This window comes from Promicromonospora kroppenstedtii, assembly GCF_044389675.1.
Taxonomy (GTDB): domain Bacteria; phylum Actinomycetota; class Actinomycetes; order Actinomycetales; family Cellulomonadaceae; genus Promicromonospora; species Promicromonospora kroppenstedtii.
Window position 1 is genome coordinate 1 of sequence record NZ_JBIRYI010000023.1, and the last position, 16,401, is coordinate 16,401.

Annotated in this window: 20 protein-coding genes and 1 pseudogene; 11 read left to right on the top strand and 10 right to left on the bottom strand. The window is 67.3% G+C overall.

The window, feature by feature from the left end:
• Positions 1-537 (top strand): annotated as a pseudogene (locus ACH47X_RS25340) (hypothetical protein); the annotation flags it as partial.
• Positions 538-598: 61 nt separating this feature from the next.
• Here the strand turns inward: ACH47X_RS25340 and ACH47X_RS25345 are convergent.
• From ACH47X_RS25345 to ACH47X_RS25360, 4 genes are all read right to left on the bottom strand, one after another.
• Positions 599-1,717, bottom strand: a complete 1,119-nt coding sequence (locus tag ACH47X_RS25345; protein ID WP_397407996.1) for a DUF4062 domain-containing protein — start codon at positions 1,715-1,717, stop codon at positions 599-601.
• A 282-nt stretch (positions 1,718-1,999) separates the two neighbouring features.
• Positions 2,000-2,446: an SUKH-3 domain-containing protein gene (locus tag ACH47X_RS25350; RefSeq protein WP_397407998.1), complete on the bottom strand. Its 447-nt coding sequence runs from the start codon at positions 2,444-2,446 to the stop codon at positions 2,000-2,002.
• A 585-nt stretch (positions 2,447-3,031) separates the two neighbouring features.
• Positions 3,032-3,511, bottom strand: coding sequence for a DUF402 domain-containing protein (locus tag ACH47X_RS25355; RefSeq protein ID WP_397408000.1), 480 nt, complete (start codon positions 3,509-3,511; stop codon positions 3,032-3,034).
• A gap of 70 nt (positions 3,512-3,581) precedes the next feature.
• Positions 3,582-4,166, bottom strand: a complete 585-nt coding sequence (locus tag ACH47X_RS25360; protein WP_397408136.1) for a tyrosine recombinase XerC — start codon at positions 4,164-4,166, stop codon at positions 3,582-3,584.
• Positions 4,167-4,285: 119 nt separating this feature from the next.
• On the opposite strand from ACH47X_RS25360, the gene ACH47X_RS25365 reads away from it, so the two are divergent.
• The 4 genes from ACH47X_RS25365 to ACH47X_RS25380 all read left to right on the top strand — a co-directional run bounded on the left by ACH47X_RS25365 (position 4,286) and on the right by ACH47X_RS25380 (position 6,856).
• Entirely contained in the window at positions 4,286-4,795 is a 510-nt protein-coding gene (locus ACH47X_RS25365) for a GNAT family N-acetyltransferase (RefSeq protein WP_397408002.1), read from the top strand.
• A gap of 227 nt (positions 4,796-5,022) precedes the next feature.
• A complete protein-coding gene (locus tag ACH47X_RS25370; protein ID WP_397408004.1) occupies positions 5,023-5,535 on the top strand; it encodes a TIR domain-containing protein in 513 nt (170 codons plus the stop codon).
• 98 nt (positions 5,536-5,633) lie between these two features.
• Positions 5,634-6,374, top strand: a complete 741-nt coding sequence (locus ACH47X_RS25375) for a macro domain-containing protein (RefSeq protein ID WP_397408006.1) — start codon at positions 5,634-5,636, stop codon at positions 6,372-6,374.
• Entirely contained in the window at positions 6,371-6,856 is a 486-nt protein-coding gene (locus ACH47X_RS25380) for an HIT family protein (protein WP_397408008.1), read from the top strand. The genes ACH47X_RS25375 and ACH47X_RS25380 overlap by 4 nt, the downstream gene beginning before the upstream one ends.
• 558 nt (positions 6,857-7,414) lie before the next feature.
• Here the strand turns inward: ACH47X_RS25380 and ACH47X_RS25385 are convergent.
• Entirely contained in the window at positions 7,415-8,041 is a 627-nt protein-coding gene (locus ACH47X_RS25385) for a hypothetical protein (RefSeq protein WP_397408010.1), read from the bottom strand.
• A gap of 604 nt (positions 8,042-8,645) precedes the next feature.
• Between ACH47X_RS25385 and ACH47X_RS25390 the strand changes: the two genes are divergently transcribed.
• Together ACH47X_RS25390 and ACH47X_RS25395 are read left to right on the top strand one after the other, a co-directional pair.
• On the top strand, positions 8,646-9,092 hold the full coding sequence (locus ACH47X_RS25390) for a VOC family protein (RefSeq protein ID WP_397408012.1): 447 nt from the start codon (positions 8,646-8,648) through the stop codon (positions 9,090-9,092).
• Between the two features lie 31 nt (positions 9,093-9,123).
• Positions 9,124-10,047: an LD-carboxypeptidase gene (locus ACH47X_RS25395; protein ID WP_397408014.1), complete on the top strand. Its 924-nt coding sequence runs from the start codon at positions 9,124-9,126 to the stop codon at positions 10,045-10,047.
• Between the two features lie 16 nt (positions 10,048-10,063).
• On the opposite strand, the gene ACH47X_RS25400 is transcribed toward ACH47X_RS25395, so the two are convergent.
• From ACH47X_RS25400 to ACH47X_RS25410, 3 genes are all read right to left on the bottom strand, one after another.
• Positions 10,064-10,255: a hypothetical protein gene (locus ACH47X_RS25400; protein ID WP_397408016.1), complete on the bottom strand. Its 192-nt coding sequence runs from the start codon at positions 10,253-10,255 to the stop codon at positions 10,064-10,066.
• A gap of 26 nt (positions 10,256-10,281) precedes the next feature.
• Entirely contained in the window at positions 10,282-10,833 is a 552-nt protein-coding gene (locus ACH47X_RS25405; protein WP_397408018.1) for an AAA family ATPase, read from the bottom strand.
• Positions 10,834-11,064: 231 nt separating this feature from the next.
• A complete protein-coding gene (locus ACH47X_RS25410) occupies positions 11,065-11,517 on the bottom strand; it encodes a hypothetical protein (protein ID WP_036960940.1) in 453 nt (150 codons plus the stop codon).
• A gap of 257 nt (positions 11,518-11,774) precedes the next feature.
• On the opposite strand from ACH47X_RS25410, the gene ACH47X_RS25415 reads away from it, so the two are divergent.
• A complete protein-coding gene (locus ACH47X_RS25415) occupies positions 11,775-12,200 on the top strand; it encodes a carboxymuconolactone decarboxylase family protein (RefSeq protein WP_036960941.1) in 426 nt (141 codons plus the stop codon).
• Here the strand turns inward: ACH47X_RS25415 and ACH47X_RS25420 are convergent.
• Positions 12,197-13,117, bottom strand: coding sequence for an oxidoreductase (locus ACH47X_RS25420; RefSeq protein ID WP_397408019.1), 921 nt, complete (start codon positions 13,115-13,117; stop codon positions 12,197-12,199). The genes ACH47X_RS25415 and ACH47X_RS25420 overlap by 4 nt on opposite strands.
• 103 nt (positions 13,118-13,220) lie before the next feature.
• Between ACH47X_RS25420 and ACH47X_RS25425 the strand changes: the two genes are divergently transcribed.
• Positions 13,221-14,111, top strand: coding sequence for a helix-turn-helix transcriptional regulator (locus ACH47X_RS25425; protein WP_397408020.1), 891 nt, complete (start codon positions 13,221-13,223; stop codon positions 14,109-14,111).
• Here the strand turns inward: ACH47X_RS25425 and ACH47X_RS25430 are convergent.
• Positions 14,108-14,488, bottom strand: coding sequence for a winged helix-turn-helix transcriptional regulator (locus tag ACH47X_RS25430; RefSeq protein ID WP_397408021.1), 381 nt, complete (start codon positions 14,486-14,488; stop codon positions 14,108-14,110). The two genes, ACH47X_RS25425 and ACH47X_RS25430, sit on opposite strands and share 4 nt — an antisense overlap.
• A gap of 126 nt (positions 14,489-14,614) precedes the next feature.
• On the opposite strand from ACH47X_RS25430, the gene ACH47X_RS25435 reads away from it, so the two are divergent.
• Entirely contained in the window at positions 14,615-15,502 is an 888-nt protein-coding gene (locus ACH47X_RS25435; RefSeq protein WP_397408022.1) for an NAD(P)-dependent oxidoreductase, read from the top strand.
• Positions 15,499-16,380, top strand: coding sequence for an NAD(P)-dependent oxidoreductase (locus tag ACH47X_RS25440; protein WP_397408024.1), 882 nt, complete (start codon positions 15,499-15,501; stop codon positions 16,378-16,380). Before ACH47X_RS25435 ends, ACH47X_RS25440 begins: the two co-directional genes overlap by 4 nt.
• Positions 16,381-16,401: the final 21 nt, after the last annotated feature.

The following is a 16,401-nucleotide window of genomic DNA, read 5'->3' on the forward strand; positions in this document are numbered from 1 at the left end:
CACCCTGGATCGAGCACTACAACACTGAACGCATCCACTCCAGCCACGGACGCCCACCCGCAGCCCGAGTGTCACCAACCTGACGGCTCAGTACAGCTAGACGGCGTCGCAACGGCAGAACGGCGCGCGTACCACAAGCGACTCGTTGACGGTCACGGATACGACGACGGGCACCGGACCCTTCTCCTCGGACTCCAGGCGGAGCAGGCGCGGCGGGTCAACCGTGCCGGAGGCTACTGGATAGCCGGAGCTGAGCCGGGGGCCGCACAGCATGGCATCACAACCACCGAGGAACGAGCGACGGTCTCCGCACTTTTGCTCGCGAGCGATGGTGTGGACCCCATACGGCATCCCGACGCTATTGCGTGGCGTGACCTCCACGATGAGGCCAACGCGCGTTGCCCTGAAGTGGTGCTCCGCCGAATCCACGAGGCCGAAGACGAGGACCCCGACGGTCGACGGTGGCCCAGGTCCAAGCCACACGACGACAAGACGATGGTCACCATCGCGCTCGAAAGCTCACCCAGCAGCTGTTAGTCCCCCAGGTGAATTTCGAGCGCGTTCCGCCGAAGGTCTGTCCATCATTGGCACCCGTAACCTAGGCATCCGGCCACTGGTTTTCCGACTCGCCAGCCTGCAATGCACGGATTTGAACGAGCCGCGTGTGGCCATACGGAGTGAGTGTCCAGTAGTTTGCCGTATCCTTCAAGGAACGAGCGCGTTTTGAATGCTGAATTAACCCAAGCGCGTCAAATTGTAAGAGAATCGTCTGGAAATCTTCGTCATGAGGGGCGATATCCAACATTTCGTAGGATCCGACTGCCAGATTAGCCGCGGCGGCCATCTCCTTAACCTTCTCGGCGAAGGCCACCTCGAAAACATCGTGCTTATCTTCAACCATTACCGTACCGAGGTCTTCTTTTAGTGTGGGCTCATCCGCTTCCTGCATCATTCGCAGCCCCATGTAGCCGAACAGCCTGTCCCACGTCATCTCAACAGGCACCCACGTAGACACATCCTGAGAGGGCCGGCCATACGGTCGCCATGTCCCAGTCGCCAGTCCCGGAAAACGGAACTTTGCCTGACCGCCCGCAAGAAGTTCGGCTCCCGGCGGAGCCTCGGTGCGAACCGCTTCGAGCTGCGCCTTCAGTCTGCCGACCTCAGCTTGCGCCTTGGCTAGAGCTGCCAGTGACTCGCTGCTCGTTTGCTGGTCCGCCTTAATCCATCCGGTCGCTGGGTAGCGCCTCCGGAAGGTGTTCCAAGTTAGTGCAACTTTCCCGGCAAGATCCTCCGGTGAACTCCAGTACTTCACATGCTTTGCTGTCTGAATTTTTTCCCTGAATGACTTCAGTTTGTTGCGGCGCTCGTCCGACTCCTCCGTCTGCTCGGCAAGCAGTTTCCCCGGCTCGCCGTGAAGGAATGCCATTACGGGCTTCTTAAGCCGGACCGCCGTGTCGTACTCACGTTCTGTAAAACTAATCTCAAGCTCGGGATCTAGGGAGCCGTATTTGCCTCCGACGATCAGCAGATAGTAGTCCGAGTCCGCGATAACATCCTCGATCAATGTCCAGGCGTCATCGTCCGTGGCGGGGAATAGTTCCATTCCAGCGGGAAAGGCATCGAGATTTAAGAGTGCTGAAACGACTGCGGCTCGCGCTTCTCTAAGATCGAGGTAGGTCGAGCTCACAAAAACTTGGTAGCGCTTGTCTGCTTCCACAGCCAGGACACTACTGGACATGGCTACCTCACTGCCGGGTGATTTCGCCTGGCCGTGAGGACTTTCTTTACTGGCTCAAGGCGCCGCTGCGCGGCGCTGGGCCGTTCGGCCGGCGGGGGCCCGCGATGGGGCCCCGCGCTCCGGGCGCTTCGCGCCCTGCGCGCACCCCACCGCACCCCGACGGCCTACCGGCCCCGAGCATGACAAAGACGGTCCTGGTTTCAGAACCAGGACCGTCTTGTTCGCCGTGAGACCGATTCGGTTCCCAACTGCACGCTGGGGTCACGGCCCGAACGCCGTGCCCGGAGCCGCAGGCATGACACCTCGCACCAGCCGTTCCAGCCCGGCAGGCATCCGCCCGAAGGTCGCTACGAACGTCTCGACCAGGTAGAGCTCTGACGTCTCATCCAGACCGAGGAGGAAGCGTCCTTGATCCAGTTCGCCCACGGGAACGATCCGCCGACCAAGTTCCTCGGACCACTCCAGGAATCTGTCGCCCTCGCCGTCACACGCAGCCGGATCCAGGATGAACGGCTCCCTAGCCCGTGAGATGCCAGGGCCGGACTCGTCAACGACCAAGCCGCCGAACTCACGGAGGAACGCAACGGCGGCAGCGTGCAGCTCGATCCCCTCGTCCTGAAGCAGCCCGGCCCAACGATCGACGTCAACCGCACGGCCAGGAAACCAGCCGGATTTCGTCAGCGTCGCAGCAGTGAATTCGTCAAACATCGGCTACAGCCTCCCGTCTCAACCTCAGTCCCAAGGCGATGCCTCCGGCGGGCACCCGGGAATCAAGAGGAGCAGGGGAGCCGCGGTGCCCCTGTTCCTCCGTCATCCATTGGCTTGACCGGGACCCTGACACCGAACCCGCCGCCAGCGCAACAGGTCCCGCCACCCGAGCAGACCACCGCACCGACACCCGATGAGCGGGACCTATTGCCCTGACGACAGAACCGATGTCCGAGACGTGCCCCGCGCCAACGGATGACGGAGGAACAGGGACCCCGAAGCAGGAGCATGGTGGGTCACAGACCCGCACGGCGAGCCATGATTTACACATCACTTTGAGGTCCGATCCCGGCCAACCACGGCCGACACGGTACAAGGTTCGACGGGTAAACATGCAGGTCAGCCCGGTAGTGGTCCAAGTGCGCATCACGTGGAACAAATCGCTGTGCTGAGCCCACCGCTACCGCACCCTGAAGGCCCCCAACCGCGGAACTCTGCGGATCTGGGGGCCTTCGTCATGCCGGGCACTCCGTTTTCACTCCGGTTCGCCTGTCGCCGTCAGCCCGGTGGGGCTGGCGAGAACCCCTACGAGCGCAGGGACCGCAGCCATGCTCTCGCTGCTCCGCCGAAGGGTTCTGCCTCCATCTGCACGAGGGGCAGCAACGATTGCGCGACCTCGGTTGCGATCGCTACTTGGCTGTCGGTGAGGTGCCCGGACCGCGCCAGCTCGTCGAACTCGTCCTGGTCGACGATGCCAGCGCGACCATCGGCGCTGCGAAACAGGTCCAACTCCAGGTCGACGAAGGACCACACATCTTCATCGAGCCGAGGCGGTGTGCAGATGTCGATGGTGAGGTCGGTCGTGTCGTTGAACCAGAAGGCAGGAAGCCACCACGCACCGTCCGCGACAAGCCAGACTGCGTCGTGTTCCTGGACTTCTTCGCGGCGGCCGTCGGGCTGGCGGACCGGGTTCCCGCGCCGGGCGCCCAGCCATGTGCCGTACTCATCCTGGCCGAGGTGTTCGACCGGCCAGCTGAACCGCTCCGTGCAGGTCCCGTCGACCACAGACATCTTCTCTTTAGACATCCTCAAAGTGGAGTCCAGTCCGTCCTTCTACCGTCGGTTCGGGATGCAGCTACTGAGGTTGCGGTCGGCCCGCGGAAGTGGACAGCTCGTCAACCGACGTCTGCGTGATCAGTTGATCGATGACCGTTCGCAGGTCCGGGGCGATGTGCGTCCGCCTCACATAGTGCCGCACGGTGGTTCCTTCGTCGGCGTGACCGAGTAGCGCCGTCGCGTTCGCAATGGTCGTCTCATTCGCGACCCGCGTTGCGATCGTTCGGCGGAAGTCGTGCGGCGTCACGGTGATACCCGTCCCTTCGCGAGCCTGGCGCAGCTGCTCACGAACACGGCCGGGGGAGCGGGGCGTGCCCTCCGTCGAGGGGAACACGAGTTTGTCCGGCCCACCGTCGAAGCCCAGGCCGATTGCCTCTCGGAGCGCCGTGACCACGAAGTCGGGAAGCGTGATCGTGCGTCGCGAGGTGTCCGACTTCGGCTTGGACTGTCGTGCCAGCCGGCCCTTGACGACGCCCGCCGGCGTTGTCTCCTCGACCCGGACCACGGTGCCGGTCACGGTGAGCGTCGGCACCTCGGCGTCCAGGTCGAGATCCGTTTGTCGCAGCGCCAGGCACTCACCGATCCGCAGCCCCGTGCCGATCATCGTGTCCACGATCTGTGGCATACCGGCATGACCGCCGACAAGCAGCCGTTTGAGGTAACGAACTTCTGCATGCGCGCCGACTACTCCGCACTCGACTACGACATGCCCGTGGACTACTAATGGCGCTCACGATCCGCCCCCGCCGGGACGAAGACTTGCCCGCTCTCGCCGCCGCACTGGTCCGAGTGCACGCGCAGGACGGCTACCCCGTCGAAGGCGTCGCGGATCCCGAAGGCTGGCTACGCCACGACCGCGAGCTGCAAAGCTGGACGGCCGTGGAAGACGGTCTCCCCATCGGGCAGGCCGCCCTCACCCGCGCCACGTCAGACGATGACGCTGCACGAGTCTGGCTCGACCACATTGGCGGCGACGTCAACCGCTTGGCCATCCCTGTGCGACTGTTCGTGCATCCTGACCACCGGGGTACCGGAGCCGGCCGGCTCCTCATGGAAGCGGCGTTCGAGTTCGCAAGGACTCGGGGACTCGCTATCGCGTTCGACGTCATGCTCAAGGACCAAGCAGCGATCCGCCTGTATGGGCGCCTTGGAGCCCAGCAGATCGCCAATCTCACGCACCACTACGGCGACGGCCTCACCGAGCCAGCAACAGTCTTCGTCATGCATCAGTAAGCCTGCCGGTCGAATCAAACGCGTGATTTCGACCGCGCGAGAATCACCCGGGTTAAATGTGGTTCTATGATATTGCATAGGATTCACTGCTGGCGTCCCCAGTTCACCCACTGAAGGTGCGGCTTCACCCTTGGCAAGCGCCCGTTCCTCGGTACGCTCATCAGCGAACAATCGTCGGTCTCCGACGTCTGGCCAATCACTGGTGCCTGAGTCCACAGAGGGTGGTTATGAGTTACCGAAACAAGACCTACGTTGCATTCGCAAGCGAAGACATTCACTTGTACCGTCTGATGCAGGCGTGGCACAAGAACGAGGGAATCGATTTCGATTTCTTCGATGCGCACGACCTCAACACGGCCCGCGACACGAGCACCGATGAGACGATCCGGCGCCGGCTCCGCGAGCGGCTGATGAACACCAAGCAGGTGGTTCTACTCGGCAGTCCAGCGGCGAAGAAGAAGGGCGGCGACGTCACTTCATTTCTTGGGTACGAGGTCAAGAAAATCATTGAGCTGGGTGTCCCGGTCGTTGTTGCGAACATCGACGGTAGTCGAACCGTGAACCATTCCAACTACCCGGCCCCGCTAACGGATGCAGACACCTATACGATGTCGGTGTCATTCCAGCCCACTATCATCGCGCACGCGCTAGACAAGTACGTGCCGCTCTTCCAGTCGAACACCGACAAGACTGGCCCGTACTACTACAAGGCTTCGGTTTACGAGCAACTTGGTCTCTGATGCGTCGAATCCGCTTTACTCGACGCTACTGGGCCAGGTTTACACGGAGCGCTCTTGAGGCGTTGGGCGTCCTCGGCACATTGGTCAGTGCAATTGCGGTGTTCTGGCCCGAGTGGCTAGAGGGGCAGTGGTGGGTCATCTTGGCGAGCCTGGTGCTCGCCGTGTTCTGGGCATTGTTCAGGCTTCGTGACCATGACCCGTTGCAGAAATTTCCTGAAGGTGTAACCATGCGGTTGGTCGTGGGCGACCTCTTTGAGCAGAACGCCTCGACCATGGTGGGAATGACAACTACGTTCGACACGGATGTTCCGAACGTAATAGCCCCAACGAGCGTTCAGGCAGCATTTCTGAGAAGTGTCTACAGTAATTCGACATCAACTCTCGATCGAGACCTCAAGTCGGCCTTGGCTAACGTTGCTCCCGTTGCAGCTATCGCTAAGCCGGGAAAGACAGTTGTCTACCCTATGGGGACCGTTGCCACAATTCGAAGCGCGAAGGGGGTCAACTACTACTGCGTGGCGTATACGAGCATGGACTCAGAGAATCGGGCGCTCGGTTCGATTCGAAGCGTGCTGGACGGTCTCGACAGTTTGTGGGATTCCGTCGACAAGCACGGTAACGGCGCTCCGATCTGTGTTCCGCTCCTAGGTCAGGGACAATCACGCATCCCCGAACTGACGCCTGAGGTCTCGGTTAGGTTGATCGCTTTCTCATTCCTTCTACGCACGAGGCGCCACCGCTTCGCGAGTGAGCTCCGAGTGGTCGTACATCCCAGCGAAGCAGAAAAGGTGGACCCGTTGGAATTTCAAGCATTCCTGACCTCGCTGGCCTCCGCATGAAGGAGAGCGAGGGGTTGGACATTCCGACGGAAAATCGGTGCTCGTTTTGTGATTATCTGAGTGGTGCACGTCTATACACGGTCCTTTGTCGAAACGAACAGGTCGCAGCTCTTGTTACTCGGGAGCAGCGTGGTGTGGGGCATGTCTTGGTAATTCCTGTTCGTCATGTCCCTACACTCTTGGAAGCCAAGCAGGACGAACTGCACGCCATAATCGACACCGTAGCGCGAGTTGCAAGTGCTATAGATGTCGTTTTCGGCAGGCCAGGTATCGCCGTATGGCAGAACAACGGCACAGCGGCGCACCAGGCGATTCCCCACTTGCACTTCCACGTCGCCGGGACGCTGCCCGGGGGCGGCACGGATTTCGATGATGTCCCGGAGCTCTCGGTGGCTGAGACCGACGAGATCGCCGATCGGATTCGTGCGGGCGCTCCTTCCCCTATCTGCGACCTACCTTCCAAGCCGGCGCTGCCGAATTGACCTCTATGAGATCAAGGCGCGCCTGCGGCGCGCTGGCCCGCGCCTGCGGCGGGGCCCCGCGATGGGGACCCCCGCGCGCCGGGCGCTACGCGCCCTCTGCGCACCCCCATCGCACCCCACCGCCACGCGGGCCATGCGCATGATGCTTCGATGCGTGCCGCGCGTGGGGACTGGGCGTGGGGACCGAACTAATCCAGATGGTCCATCACGCCTGATCAGGTGCGATGTCCGGAGGGGGACTTGAACCCCCACGTCCGATAAGCAGTCCGGTGCCTCCGGCGGGCACCCGGGAATCAAGAGGATCGAGGGAGCCGCGGTGCCCCTGTTCCTCCGTCATCCATTGGCTTCACCGGGACCCTGACACCGAACCCACCGGCAGTGCAATAGGTCCCGCCGACACCCAGCACCACCGCACCAGACCGTGACGGGCGGGACCTATTGCACTGCCGGCAGAACCGATGTCCGAGACGTGCCCCGCGCCAACGGATGACGGAGGAACAGGGACCCCGAAGCAGGACTATGGCAGGGTCACAGACCCGCTGGGGAGCCCCAGGTTCCCTACTTGTGGTTCTTGACCGCGCTAGCGACGTCCTCGATGGCCTTTCGGACCAGGTGGAGGCTGCCATCAGGACTGTCGATCGACTCACCGTGGACGACCACATCCACAACGTACCGGAGCTGCGGCAGGGGGCCATGAGGCCCGTCCGCATCCACCGTGATGGTGAATCGCAGTGCGGCGTCCGCAGACATGACCTTCGAGCCCAGGCCGAGAAACCAAACCATCTGACGCCCGGGCGGGAGTGATGGCAACCCGGCAAGTAGTAGTTCTGAGACGGTTCTGCCAGTCTCAGCAAGAACCGTCGATTCCAAAGGCGGGTCGAACGTCACTCGGACGTTGGTGGCAATCGTCGGGCCAGAGTTGCCGACAACGGCGACCAGCAGCTGCGATTGCTTTGCGTCTGGTCGAAGGTCTGCCCAGACGTATGGCTGGACAGCGTCGAGCCGGAGTTGCTGCTGAATCTTCGTCTGCTCGATCGCTGCATCTGCCTGAGCCTTCGACGAAGCTGCTTGGGCCTTCGTCGACGCTGCTTGTGCTTTGGTCGCCAGCGCAGCCATACCTGTGAAGAACAGAGCGACGGCAGCGATAAGGGCGGCAACCGTAGCTATCCAAGCATTCGCGTCCATGCCTCCAGTGTCCCTCCGGCCGACGAGCGGTCCCATCACCCCCGCCGACTCGGACGACGAGTTACACACGAGTTACACGGGAGCACGAGAAACGGCGGCTAACGCTGCACAACGTCGCGAGACGAAAGTGCAGGTCAGCCGCCGTTTCGAGGCATCTCAGCAGGTCACGAGGGACCGACTGTCAGATGTCGTAGATCAGAGTAGGACGGCTCCGCTTTCGCTCCGGTTTGCGGTCCGCATCGGTGCCAACGTGTCCAAGCCGGTCGGGACGCGATCACGGTATCTACGCAGCTCAGTGGGGTTTTGTCGTTCCACGTGCAACGCCGTGCAAGTGCCCTCTCCAACCCCACCGCTACCGCACCCTGAAGGCCCCCAACCGCGGAACTCTGCGGATCTGGGGGCCTTCGTCATGCCCAGCGCGCTATGGCGGCCCGGCCCTCCCCCCGATGTGCCGACCATGCACCTGCTGCCAGTCCGACTCCGGATCTGGCAGCAGGTGCATGGTCGATGGCTGGGCCTCACGGTCACAGATGCGGCCCACGCCCGGTCAGGTTGTCGACCGGTGTGGCCGTGCGGAGAGCCACGAAGGACAGGAGGAGCAGCGATGACCGTCGACGACTTTCCGGCCCCCTCGGAAGGGCTTGTCGTGACCCACTTCCTGACCGTGCGAGACGTCGAGGTGTCGCGGGAGTTCTACGCCGCGATCTTCGGCGGGCAGGTGATCCGGGCGGAGAACCCGGCGACGGTTCGAGTCGCCAACACGTGGATCATCATGAATCCCGGAGGCGGCCCCACACCCGACAAGCCGGACGTCGTCCTGCGGCCGCCCGAGCCTGGCGACCCGGTCTCCGCGTTCCTCAACGTCCGGGTCGCCGACATCGCGGCGTTCTACGCCGACGCGCGGGCGAAAGGCGCGCACTTCCTCACCGAGCCGCAGGACCGCGGTGCGGAGCTGCGCTGCTACCTGAGCGACCCGGACGGGTACCTCATCGAGATCGGGCAGACCACCGGCCTGCTGCACGGCATCACCGCAGACCAGGGCAGGGCGTGAGACCGCTCGCCGAGCGGGTAACGTCCGGGCCATGTCGCGCGTCGCACATCCCCGAACTGCCGTCTCACCCGTCAAGAGGCTGGAGCCAGGCGACGCCGTTGCCCTCGTCTCGCCCGCCAGCTGGAGCGACGAGTCGTGGGTCGACGAGAGCATCGCGACCGTCGAGTCATGGGGGTTCGAGGCGCGGCTCGGCAAGCACGCCGACGACCGGCTCGGCTACCTCGCCGGCGGCGACGCCGAGCGCGCCGCGGACCTCAACGACGCCATCCGCGACCCGGAGGTCCGCGCGATCCTGACCCTGCGGGGCGGCTGCGGCAGCCTGCGCCTGCTAGCGGACGTCGACACCGACGCACTCCGGGCCGACCCCAAGCCGCTCATCGGGTTCAGCGACATCACCGCGCTGCACCAGGTCTGGCACCGGGCGGGCGTCCCGTCGGTCCACGGCGCGGTGGCCGGGACGCGGGCCACGACCGTGCTGAACCTCCTGCGCGGCGAGCCCGGCGAGCCCGTCCGGAGCGACACGGACCAGTACGGCGCGTACCTCACGACGTCGGGCACGGCCTCGGGCCCCCTGGTCGGCGGCAACCTCGAGATGCTGGCCCGCAGCGTCGGCATCGTCGACAACGACCTCGCGGGCCACATCCTGCTGCTGGAGCTCAACCGGACGGTCGGCCTGGGGATGGTCGACCGGCCGCTGACCCAGCTCATCCTGTCGGGGGCGCTCGCGGGCATCACGGGTGTCGCGGTGGGCTCGCTCGAAGGCTTCGACGGCTACGAGGACCGGGGCTGGAACGTCCTGGACGTGCTCCGGGACCGGCTCGGCTCTCTCGGCGTGCCGATCCTCGCCGGGCTGCCGCTCGGGCACATCGAGAACCCGGTCTCCGTGCCGCTCGGCGTCCGGTGCGAGCTCGACGCCGACGCGGGCACCCTGACCGTCGCGCCGCTGAGCGCCTGACCCGGGCCGGGGGAGGTCAGGCGCCGGGGCGTCCCGTCAGCTTGCCCGTCAGCCAGCGTCCGACCTTGCGCACGTCGGCGGCCAGATAGCGGAACTGCCCGAGCTGCGTCCAGAACACGTTGACCTGATGTCCCGCCCACGAGGCCGGGGGCCGGGCATCGGAAGGCCGGATGAGCTCGCCCTTGGGCTTCGCGTCGTCTGCAGACATGGGGGGATCGTACTGGTGCGTCCGGTTCACGCCGGCTGAGCTCGCACGGTTCCGCCGAGGAACACCTCCACATCGCGCCGGGACCGCAGCCGGTGGAACGTCAGGTGGGCGTTCTCGGGGGCGCTCATCGCGTCCCCGTAGCGTCGTGGATGGCTCCTGCGCTGCTGCAACGACCACCGGACGATCGAGTCCCGCTTCCAGGGCGCGAGCGCGTCGGTCCAGGGCTGGCGGAGGCCCGTGCCCGGCCAGAGCTCGGCCTGGTCGATCGCGCGCAGCAGCGTCCGGCGGTACACCCGGGCGAGCACGAGCGGCGTCGGCGGATCGATCCAGACGACGGTGTCGGCACGCTTCCAGATCGCGGGCTGCAGCGCGGAGTAGTTGCCGTCGATCACCCAGGTGTCGCCGGCCATGGCGGTCCCGGCGTCGCCCATGAAGTCCTCGTGCGGGCGCGGCGTCCACCCCGGCCCCCAGTAGAGGGCGTCCAGCTCGACGTGCCGGATGGCGAGGTGGGCGGCCAGCCGGCGCGCGAACGTGGACTTGCCCGACCCGGACGCTCCGACCACCGACACCCTGTGCACCGGAAGAAGTTAGCCGAACGAGAGGGCCCGGTCGTCAGGATTTCTCGTCGGGCGCGGGTTCCGGTTCGGGCGTCTCCGGGTCCGACGTCGCAGGGTCTGCTGCCGCAGGCGCGTCGATCCATCGCGCGAGCTCCCGGTCCACCAGGGCCTCGGCCCTCCGGATCCAGCGACGTTCGGAGGGCCAGCGCAGCGGGCCCCACCCTGCTCCATGGAGATCCTTCTTCCGCATCGTCACCCCGGCAGCGTGAGCATCGCCAGCGACCCGGAGACGAGCGCGAGCACCGACAGCGCGACGCACGTCCAGGTCAGGGCGTACGTCGTGCGCAGGACGTGTTCGTTGAAGGCGACCCGCACGTACAGGGCGCGGAAGAACTCGAAGTCGGTCCGGTCGGCGTCCCACTGCTCGCGCCGGGACCGGGCGAGGATCGCGGTGACCTCCGGCTCCCTGATGCGGTCGGCCAGGTACAGCGCGAGCGTCGCGATCGCGGCCAGGGCGAGGATCGCCGCGCCGACGACCGGCCAGAGGCCCGTCGTGGCACCCGCCTCCCACGCTGTCGCGTTGATCGCCAGCGAGCCACCGAAGGCGAACGTGGCGATGACCTTCTCCCCGTCGACGCGCCATCGCTGGTGCCCCAGCGCTCGCTCCAGCGCCCGCTCCGCCGTCGTCCGCAACCTCGCGTCCATGGGGTGATTCTTCTGCGCGCCCCGTCCTGTGTCGAGATGTTCTGAGATGCCCGGTTCTGCCGCCGCGGGCCTGTGCGGGGTGCCGACCCCCGGCCAAGGCCTCGAAACAAAGGTTGACCTGGGCATATATCACCCGCGAGATCTTGCGTCGCCCGCCGCCGATGGGCTGGACTGGGCCTCACGCCTACAGGCGTTTGCCCCGGTGGCAACCGATCGAGCCCACATCACCCACGCAGGCAGTCCAGGAGGGGAAGACGATGACCGAGAACGAGACGTCGCGGGCGGAGAGATTCGCATCCGGCAAGGCGGCCCTCGACGCGTTCCACGACGGCGCGGGCCACGGGGTGATCGAGTCGCTGGCCGACATCGCTCCCGAGCTCGGTCACCAGATCGTCGCGTGGGGCTACGGCGACATCCTGTCCCGGCCCGAGCTGGACCCGCGGGAGCGGCAGCTCGTGACCCTCGGGATCCTCACCGCGATGGGGGGCAGCGAACCGCAGCTCGAGGTGCACATCGGCGCGTCGCTGAAGGTCGGGCTCACGCCGCAGCAGATCGTCGAGGTCTTTCTGCACAGCTCGGTCTACTGCGGGTTCCCGCGGGCGCTGAACGCCGTCGCCGTCGCCAAGAGGGTGTTCGCCGAGCGCGGCCTGATGCCGCTGGCCGGCGAGGCCCCCGGAGCCTAGAGGTACGTCACCCCGGTCAGCTCCTGCGCCACGCTCCACAGCCGCTGCCCGACGGCGGGGTCGGCCGCCTCCGCGGATGCCGGTGCCTCGACGACGCGGCCGCGCATCTCGCGGAACCCGCCGGGGCCGAAGAACTGGCCGCCACGCACCCCGGGAGCAGTGGCCGCCCGGAGCTGCGGCAGCGCGCCCTGCTCGACCGGCTGTGTCGCGAGCAGACCGAGGCGCGCGATCCAGCGGCCGGCCCGGCCTCGGTCCGCCCAGGCGCGCGGAGTCAGGTTGGTGCCGGAGATACCGGGGTGCGCGAGTGCGCTGAGCACGGGCGACCCTGCGGCCCGCAGCCGCCGGTCGAGCTCGAGGCCGAACACGGTGGTCGCGAGCTTGGAGGCCCCGTAGGCGGGCGCGGCGCGGTAGTCGCGCTCGGACATGAGGTCGTCGAAGTCGAGGTGGGCGGTCTTGTGCGTGATGGAGCTGAGGGAGACCACGCGCGGCGCCTCGCCACGGGTGAGCAGCGGGAGCAGGCGCCCGGTCAGCACGAAATGGCCCAGCAGGTTGGTGCCGAGGTGCAGCTCGAAGCCGTCGGACGTCGTCCGGCGCGGCCCCAGGACCACCAGGCCCGCGTTGTTCACGAGGAGGTCGACCCGCCCGAGCTCCTCGGCGACGCCGTCGGCGAACTCCCGCACCGACGCGAGTGACGCCAGGTCCAGCCGCCGCACGCGCGGCTTGGCGCCCGGCACGGCGGAGGCGATGTCGCGTGCGGCGTCCTCACCTGCCGCTACGTTCCGGACGGCGAGGACGACGTCGGCGCCGTGGCGGGCGAGCTCGGTCGCCGTCACGCGGCCGAGGCCGGAGTTCGCCCCGGTCACGATCGCGAGCCGGCCGGTCTGGTCAGGGATGTCGGAGGTGTTCCACGGGTTCATGGTCGGCGACGCTAGGCCGCTCCGGCCTGGCCCCACGCGTCCTCGCCTCCCTCGGTCTGGCAGGACCACCCTGGCCGGGGGACGGCGGCGCACACTGGGAAGCATGACGGCGGAGCAGACCTACGCGCGCGAGCTCGGCGACTTCCTGCGGTCTCGGCGCGAGCGCACCACGCCCGAGGACCTGGGGCTGGAGCCTGGCCCGCGCCGCAAGGTCGACGGCCTGCGTCGTGAGGAGGTCGCGATGCTCGCGGGGCTCAGCACCGACTACTACCAGCGCCTGGAGCAGGGCCGGAACGTGCGCCCGTCCGACGCGGTGCTCGACTCGCTCGCCGACGCGCTGGAGCTGGACGAGATCGAGCGGCGGCACATGCTCATGCTCGCGCGGGCCACCCGGCAGCCCGCGCCGCCCGTCCGCCGCAGGCCCGAGCGGGTGCCCCAGAGCACGGCGCGCCTGCTGACCCACCTGGGGGTGCCCGCCGTCGTGCTGGGCCGTCATCTCGACGTCCTCGCCTGGAACGACCTCGCCGCCGAGCTGCTCGGCGACCCGGCGGCCTACCCGCCCGAGCGCCGCAACTTCCTGACCGCGTTGTTCGACGAGGACGGGAACAGGCTGCGCTGCGCGGACTGGGAGACGACGGCGCTCGACTACATCGGGATGCTGCGCGCCGCCGTCGCCGCGGACCCGGACCACCCCCGGGCGGTCGCGGTCGTGGGCGAGCTGAGCATCCGCAGCCCCGAGTTCCGCCGCCTGTGGGCGCGGCACGACGTACGCGAGAGCGTGCACGGGGCCAAGGTGATCCACCATCCGCGAGTGGGCGACATCGCGCTGGAGTGGGACGCGTACCCGCTGCCCGGCAACCCGGGGCCGGTCATGGTCGTGTTCACCCCGCAGCCTGGCGCCGCCGACGATCAGCTCCGGCTGCTCGCCTCGCTCGCGGGGTTGGACGCGACCCCCGCACCACCTGCTCGGCCGGGCTCGGCGCAGACCTGCTAGGGCCGTGGCAGCGCCGCCGCGTCGTGGTGCTCGACCAGCTCCGACCGCTCGCGGCGGATCCGGTCCACGCCCCAGGCGCCGAGCGGGGCGAGCGCCGCGTTGAGCGCCGCGCCGTGCTCGGTGAGCGAGTACTCGACGCGGGGCGGCACCTCGGCGTGCACGCGGCGGGTCAGGAGTCCGTCAGCCTCCATCTCGCGCAGGTGCTGGGTCAGCATCTTCTCGCTCACGCCCGGCAGCCCGCGGCGCAGCTCGGCGAACCGCCGCACGCCGTGCTCGTCGAGCTCCCAGAGGATCAGGCCCTTCCACTTGCCGCTCACCACGTCGAGGGCGGCGTCGATGCCGCAGATGTAGGGGCCGTTCCGGGGTGCCTTCGCCATCGGGTGCTCCTTCTGACCAGGGGTGCTTACCAGAAGGTAAGTACCCCAGAAATTAGTGGGTACTTCCGTGATCGTACGTCCCGCGGTGAGCATGGTCAGGTCCCCATCGACCTGAGGAGAAACACCATGACCACCACCGAGAGCACCGGCGTCACGGTGCTCGGACTGGGTGCCATGGGCAGCGCCCTCGCCTCCGCGCTGCTCGACGCCGGCCACGCCACGACCGTCTGGAACCGCACCCCCGCCCGCGCCGCCGACCTGGCCGCCCGGGGCGCCGCGGCGCCGTCGGACATCGCGGAGGCCGTGACGGCCCACCCCCTGGTGATCGCCTGCCTGCTGGACCACGCCTCCGTGCACCAGAGCCTCGATGCCGTGATCGGCACCATGCGGGGCGGCACCCTGGTGAACCTCACGACCACCACGCCGAACGAGGCCCGCGAGCTCGCTGCCTGGGCGGCAGAGCACGGCGTCGACTACCTCGACGGTGCGATCATGGCGACCCCGCCCATGATCGGCACCACCGAGGCCTCGATCCTGTACAGCGGCCCCCGGGAGGTGTTCGACGGCGTCCGCCCCGTCCTCGACCGTTGGGGCACCAGCACCTACGACGGCGCCGACCCCGGCCTGGCCTCGCTGTTCGATCTCGCGCTGCTCTCGGGCATGTACACGATGTTCGCGGGGTTCCTGCACGGAGCCGCGATGGCCGGCTCCGCCGGCATGACCGCCACCGAGTTCGCCGCGCGCGCCACGCCCTTCCTCAGCGCCATGACGGCGGGCTTCGCGCACGACGCCGCCGTGGTCGACGGCGGCGACTACACGGTCCCCGGCCAGCAGAGCCTGGACTTCTCGGACCTGAGCCACATCGTCCGCGCGAGTGAGGAGCAGGGCGTCGCCCCCGGACCGGTCGCGGCCGTGCAGGAGCTGATCAGCGGGCAGATCGCCCAGGGGTACGGCGCCGAGGGCTTCGCCAGGATCTACGAGAGCCTGCGGGCCGACGCGGAGGTCGCCCGATGACCACCCCCGTCACCCTCGTCGGCCTGGGCCCCATGGGCCGGGCCATGGCCCACGCCCTGCTCACCGCGGGCCACCCCGTCACCGTCTGGAACCGGACCCCCGCCAGGGCCGCCGACGTCGTCGCGGCCGGGGCGCGGCTCGCACCCACACCTGTGGACGCCCTCGCCGCGAGCGACCTGGTGATCCTGAGCCTCACCGACTACCAGGCGATGTACGACATCCTCGGAACCGCGACGGCCGCGCTCGCGGGCCGCACGCTCGTGAACCTCAGCTCCGACTCGCCGGACCGGACCCGCGAGGGCGCCGCCTGGGCCGCGAAGCACGGCGCGCGCTTCCTGACGGGCGGTGTGATGAACCCTGCGCCGATGGTCGGCACCGACGCGGCGTACGTGTACTACAGCGGTCCGGCCGACGTGCTGGACGCGCACCGCGACGCGCTGACCATCATCGGTGCGCCGCGCTACCTGGGGGAGGACGCCGGGCTCGCGCAGCTCATGTACCAGGCCAACCTCGACGTGTTCCTCACCGCGCTCGCCGGGCTGATGCACGCCACCGCGCTGCTGGAGCCGGCCGGTGTGCGGCCGGCGGCGGCGCTCCCGGAGCTGCTGCAGACCCTGACCGGCATCCCGGAGATGCTGGACGCGGGCGAGGACACGGCGGCGCAGCTCGAGGCGGGCGAGCACCCGGGCCACCTGAGCACGGTCACGATGATGGGCGCCACCGCCGACCACGTGGTCGCGGCCAGCGAGGCGGTGGGCGTCGACACCGGTCTGCCGGCCGCCGTCCAGGCGTACTACACCTGGGCCCGCGAGCACGGCCACGGCGGCGACAACTGGACCCGGATCATCGACGCGATGCGGCCTCGGGCGAAGGCCTGATCAGCCCGCCCGATCAGCCCG

What these genes read in the sequence shown, in the direction of transcription:
- ACH47X_RS25350 (WP_397407998.1), bottom strand. Translation starts at nt 2,446, where the DNA reads ATGTTTGACGAATTCACTGCTGCGACGCTGACGAAATCCGGCTGGTTT.
- ACH47X_RS25360 (WP_397408136.1), bottom strand. Translation starts at nt 4,166, where the DNA reads ATGATCGGCACGGGGCTGCGGATCGGTGAGTGCCTGGCGCTGCGACAA.
- ACH47X_RS25365 (WP_397408002.1), top strand. Translation starts at nt 4,286, where the DNA reads ATGGCGCTCACGATCCGCCCCCGCCGGGACGAAGACTTGCCCGCTCTC.
- ACH47X_RS25370 (WP_397408004.1), top strand. Translation starts at nt 5,023, where the DNA reads ATGAGTTACCGAAACAAGACCTACGTTGCATTCGCAAGCGAAGACATT.
- ACH47X_RS25380 (WP_397408008.1), top strand. Translation starts at nt 6,371, where the DNA reads ATGAAGGAGAGCGAGGGGTTGGACATTCCGACGGAAAATCGGTGCTCG.
- ACH47X_RS25385 (WP_397408010.1), bottom strand. Translation starts at nt 8,041, where the DNA reads ATGGACGCGAATGCTTGGATAGCTACGGTTGCCGCCCTTATCGCTGCC.
- ACH47X_RS25390 (WP_397408012.1), top strand. Translation starts at nt 8,646, where the DNA reads ATGACCGTCGACGACTTTCCGGCCCCCTCGGAAGGGCTTGTCGTGACC.
- ACH47X_RS25395 (WP_397408014.1), top strand. Translation starts at nt 9,124, where the DNA reads ATGTCGCGCGTCGCACATCCCCGAACTGCCGTCTCACCCGTCAAGAGG.
- ACH47X_RS25400 (WP_397408016.1), bottom strand. Translation starts at nt 10,255, where the DNA reads ATGTCTGCAGACGACGCGAAGCCCAAGGGCGAGCTCATCCGGCCTTCC.
- ACH47X_RS25410 (WP_036960940.1), bottom strand. Translation starts at nt 11,517, where the DNA reads ATGGACGCGAGGTTGCGGACGACGGCGGAGCGGGCGCTGGAGCGAGCG.
- ACH47X_RS25415 (WP_036960941.1), top strand. Translation starts at nt 11,775, where the DNA reads ATGACCGAGAACGAGACGTCGCGGGCGGAGAGATTCGCATCCGGCAAG.
- ACH47X_RS25420 (WP_397408019.1), bottom strand. Translation starts at nt 13,117, where the DNA reads ATGAACCCGTGGAACACCTCCGACATCCCTGACCAGACCGGCCGGCTC.
- ACH47X_RS25425 (WP_397408020.1), top strand. Translation starts at nt 13,221, where the DNA reads ATGACGGCGGAGCAGACCTACGCGCGCGAGCTCGGCGACTTCCTGCGG.
- ACH47X_RS25430 (WP_397408021.1), bottom strand. Translation starts at nt 14,488, where the DNA reads ATGGCGAAGGCACCCCGGAACGGCCCCTACATCTGCGGCATCGACGCC.
- ACH47X_RS25435 (WP_397408022.1), top strand. Translation starts at nt 14,615, where the DNA reads ATGACCACCACCGAGAGCACCGGCGTCACGGTGCTCGGACTGGGTGCC.
- ACH47X_RS25440 (WP_397408024.1), top strand. Translation starts at nt 15,499, where the DNA reads ATGACCACCCCCGTCACCCTCGTCGGCCTGGGCCCCATGGGCCGGGCC.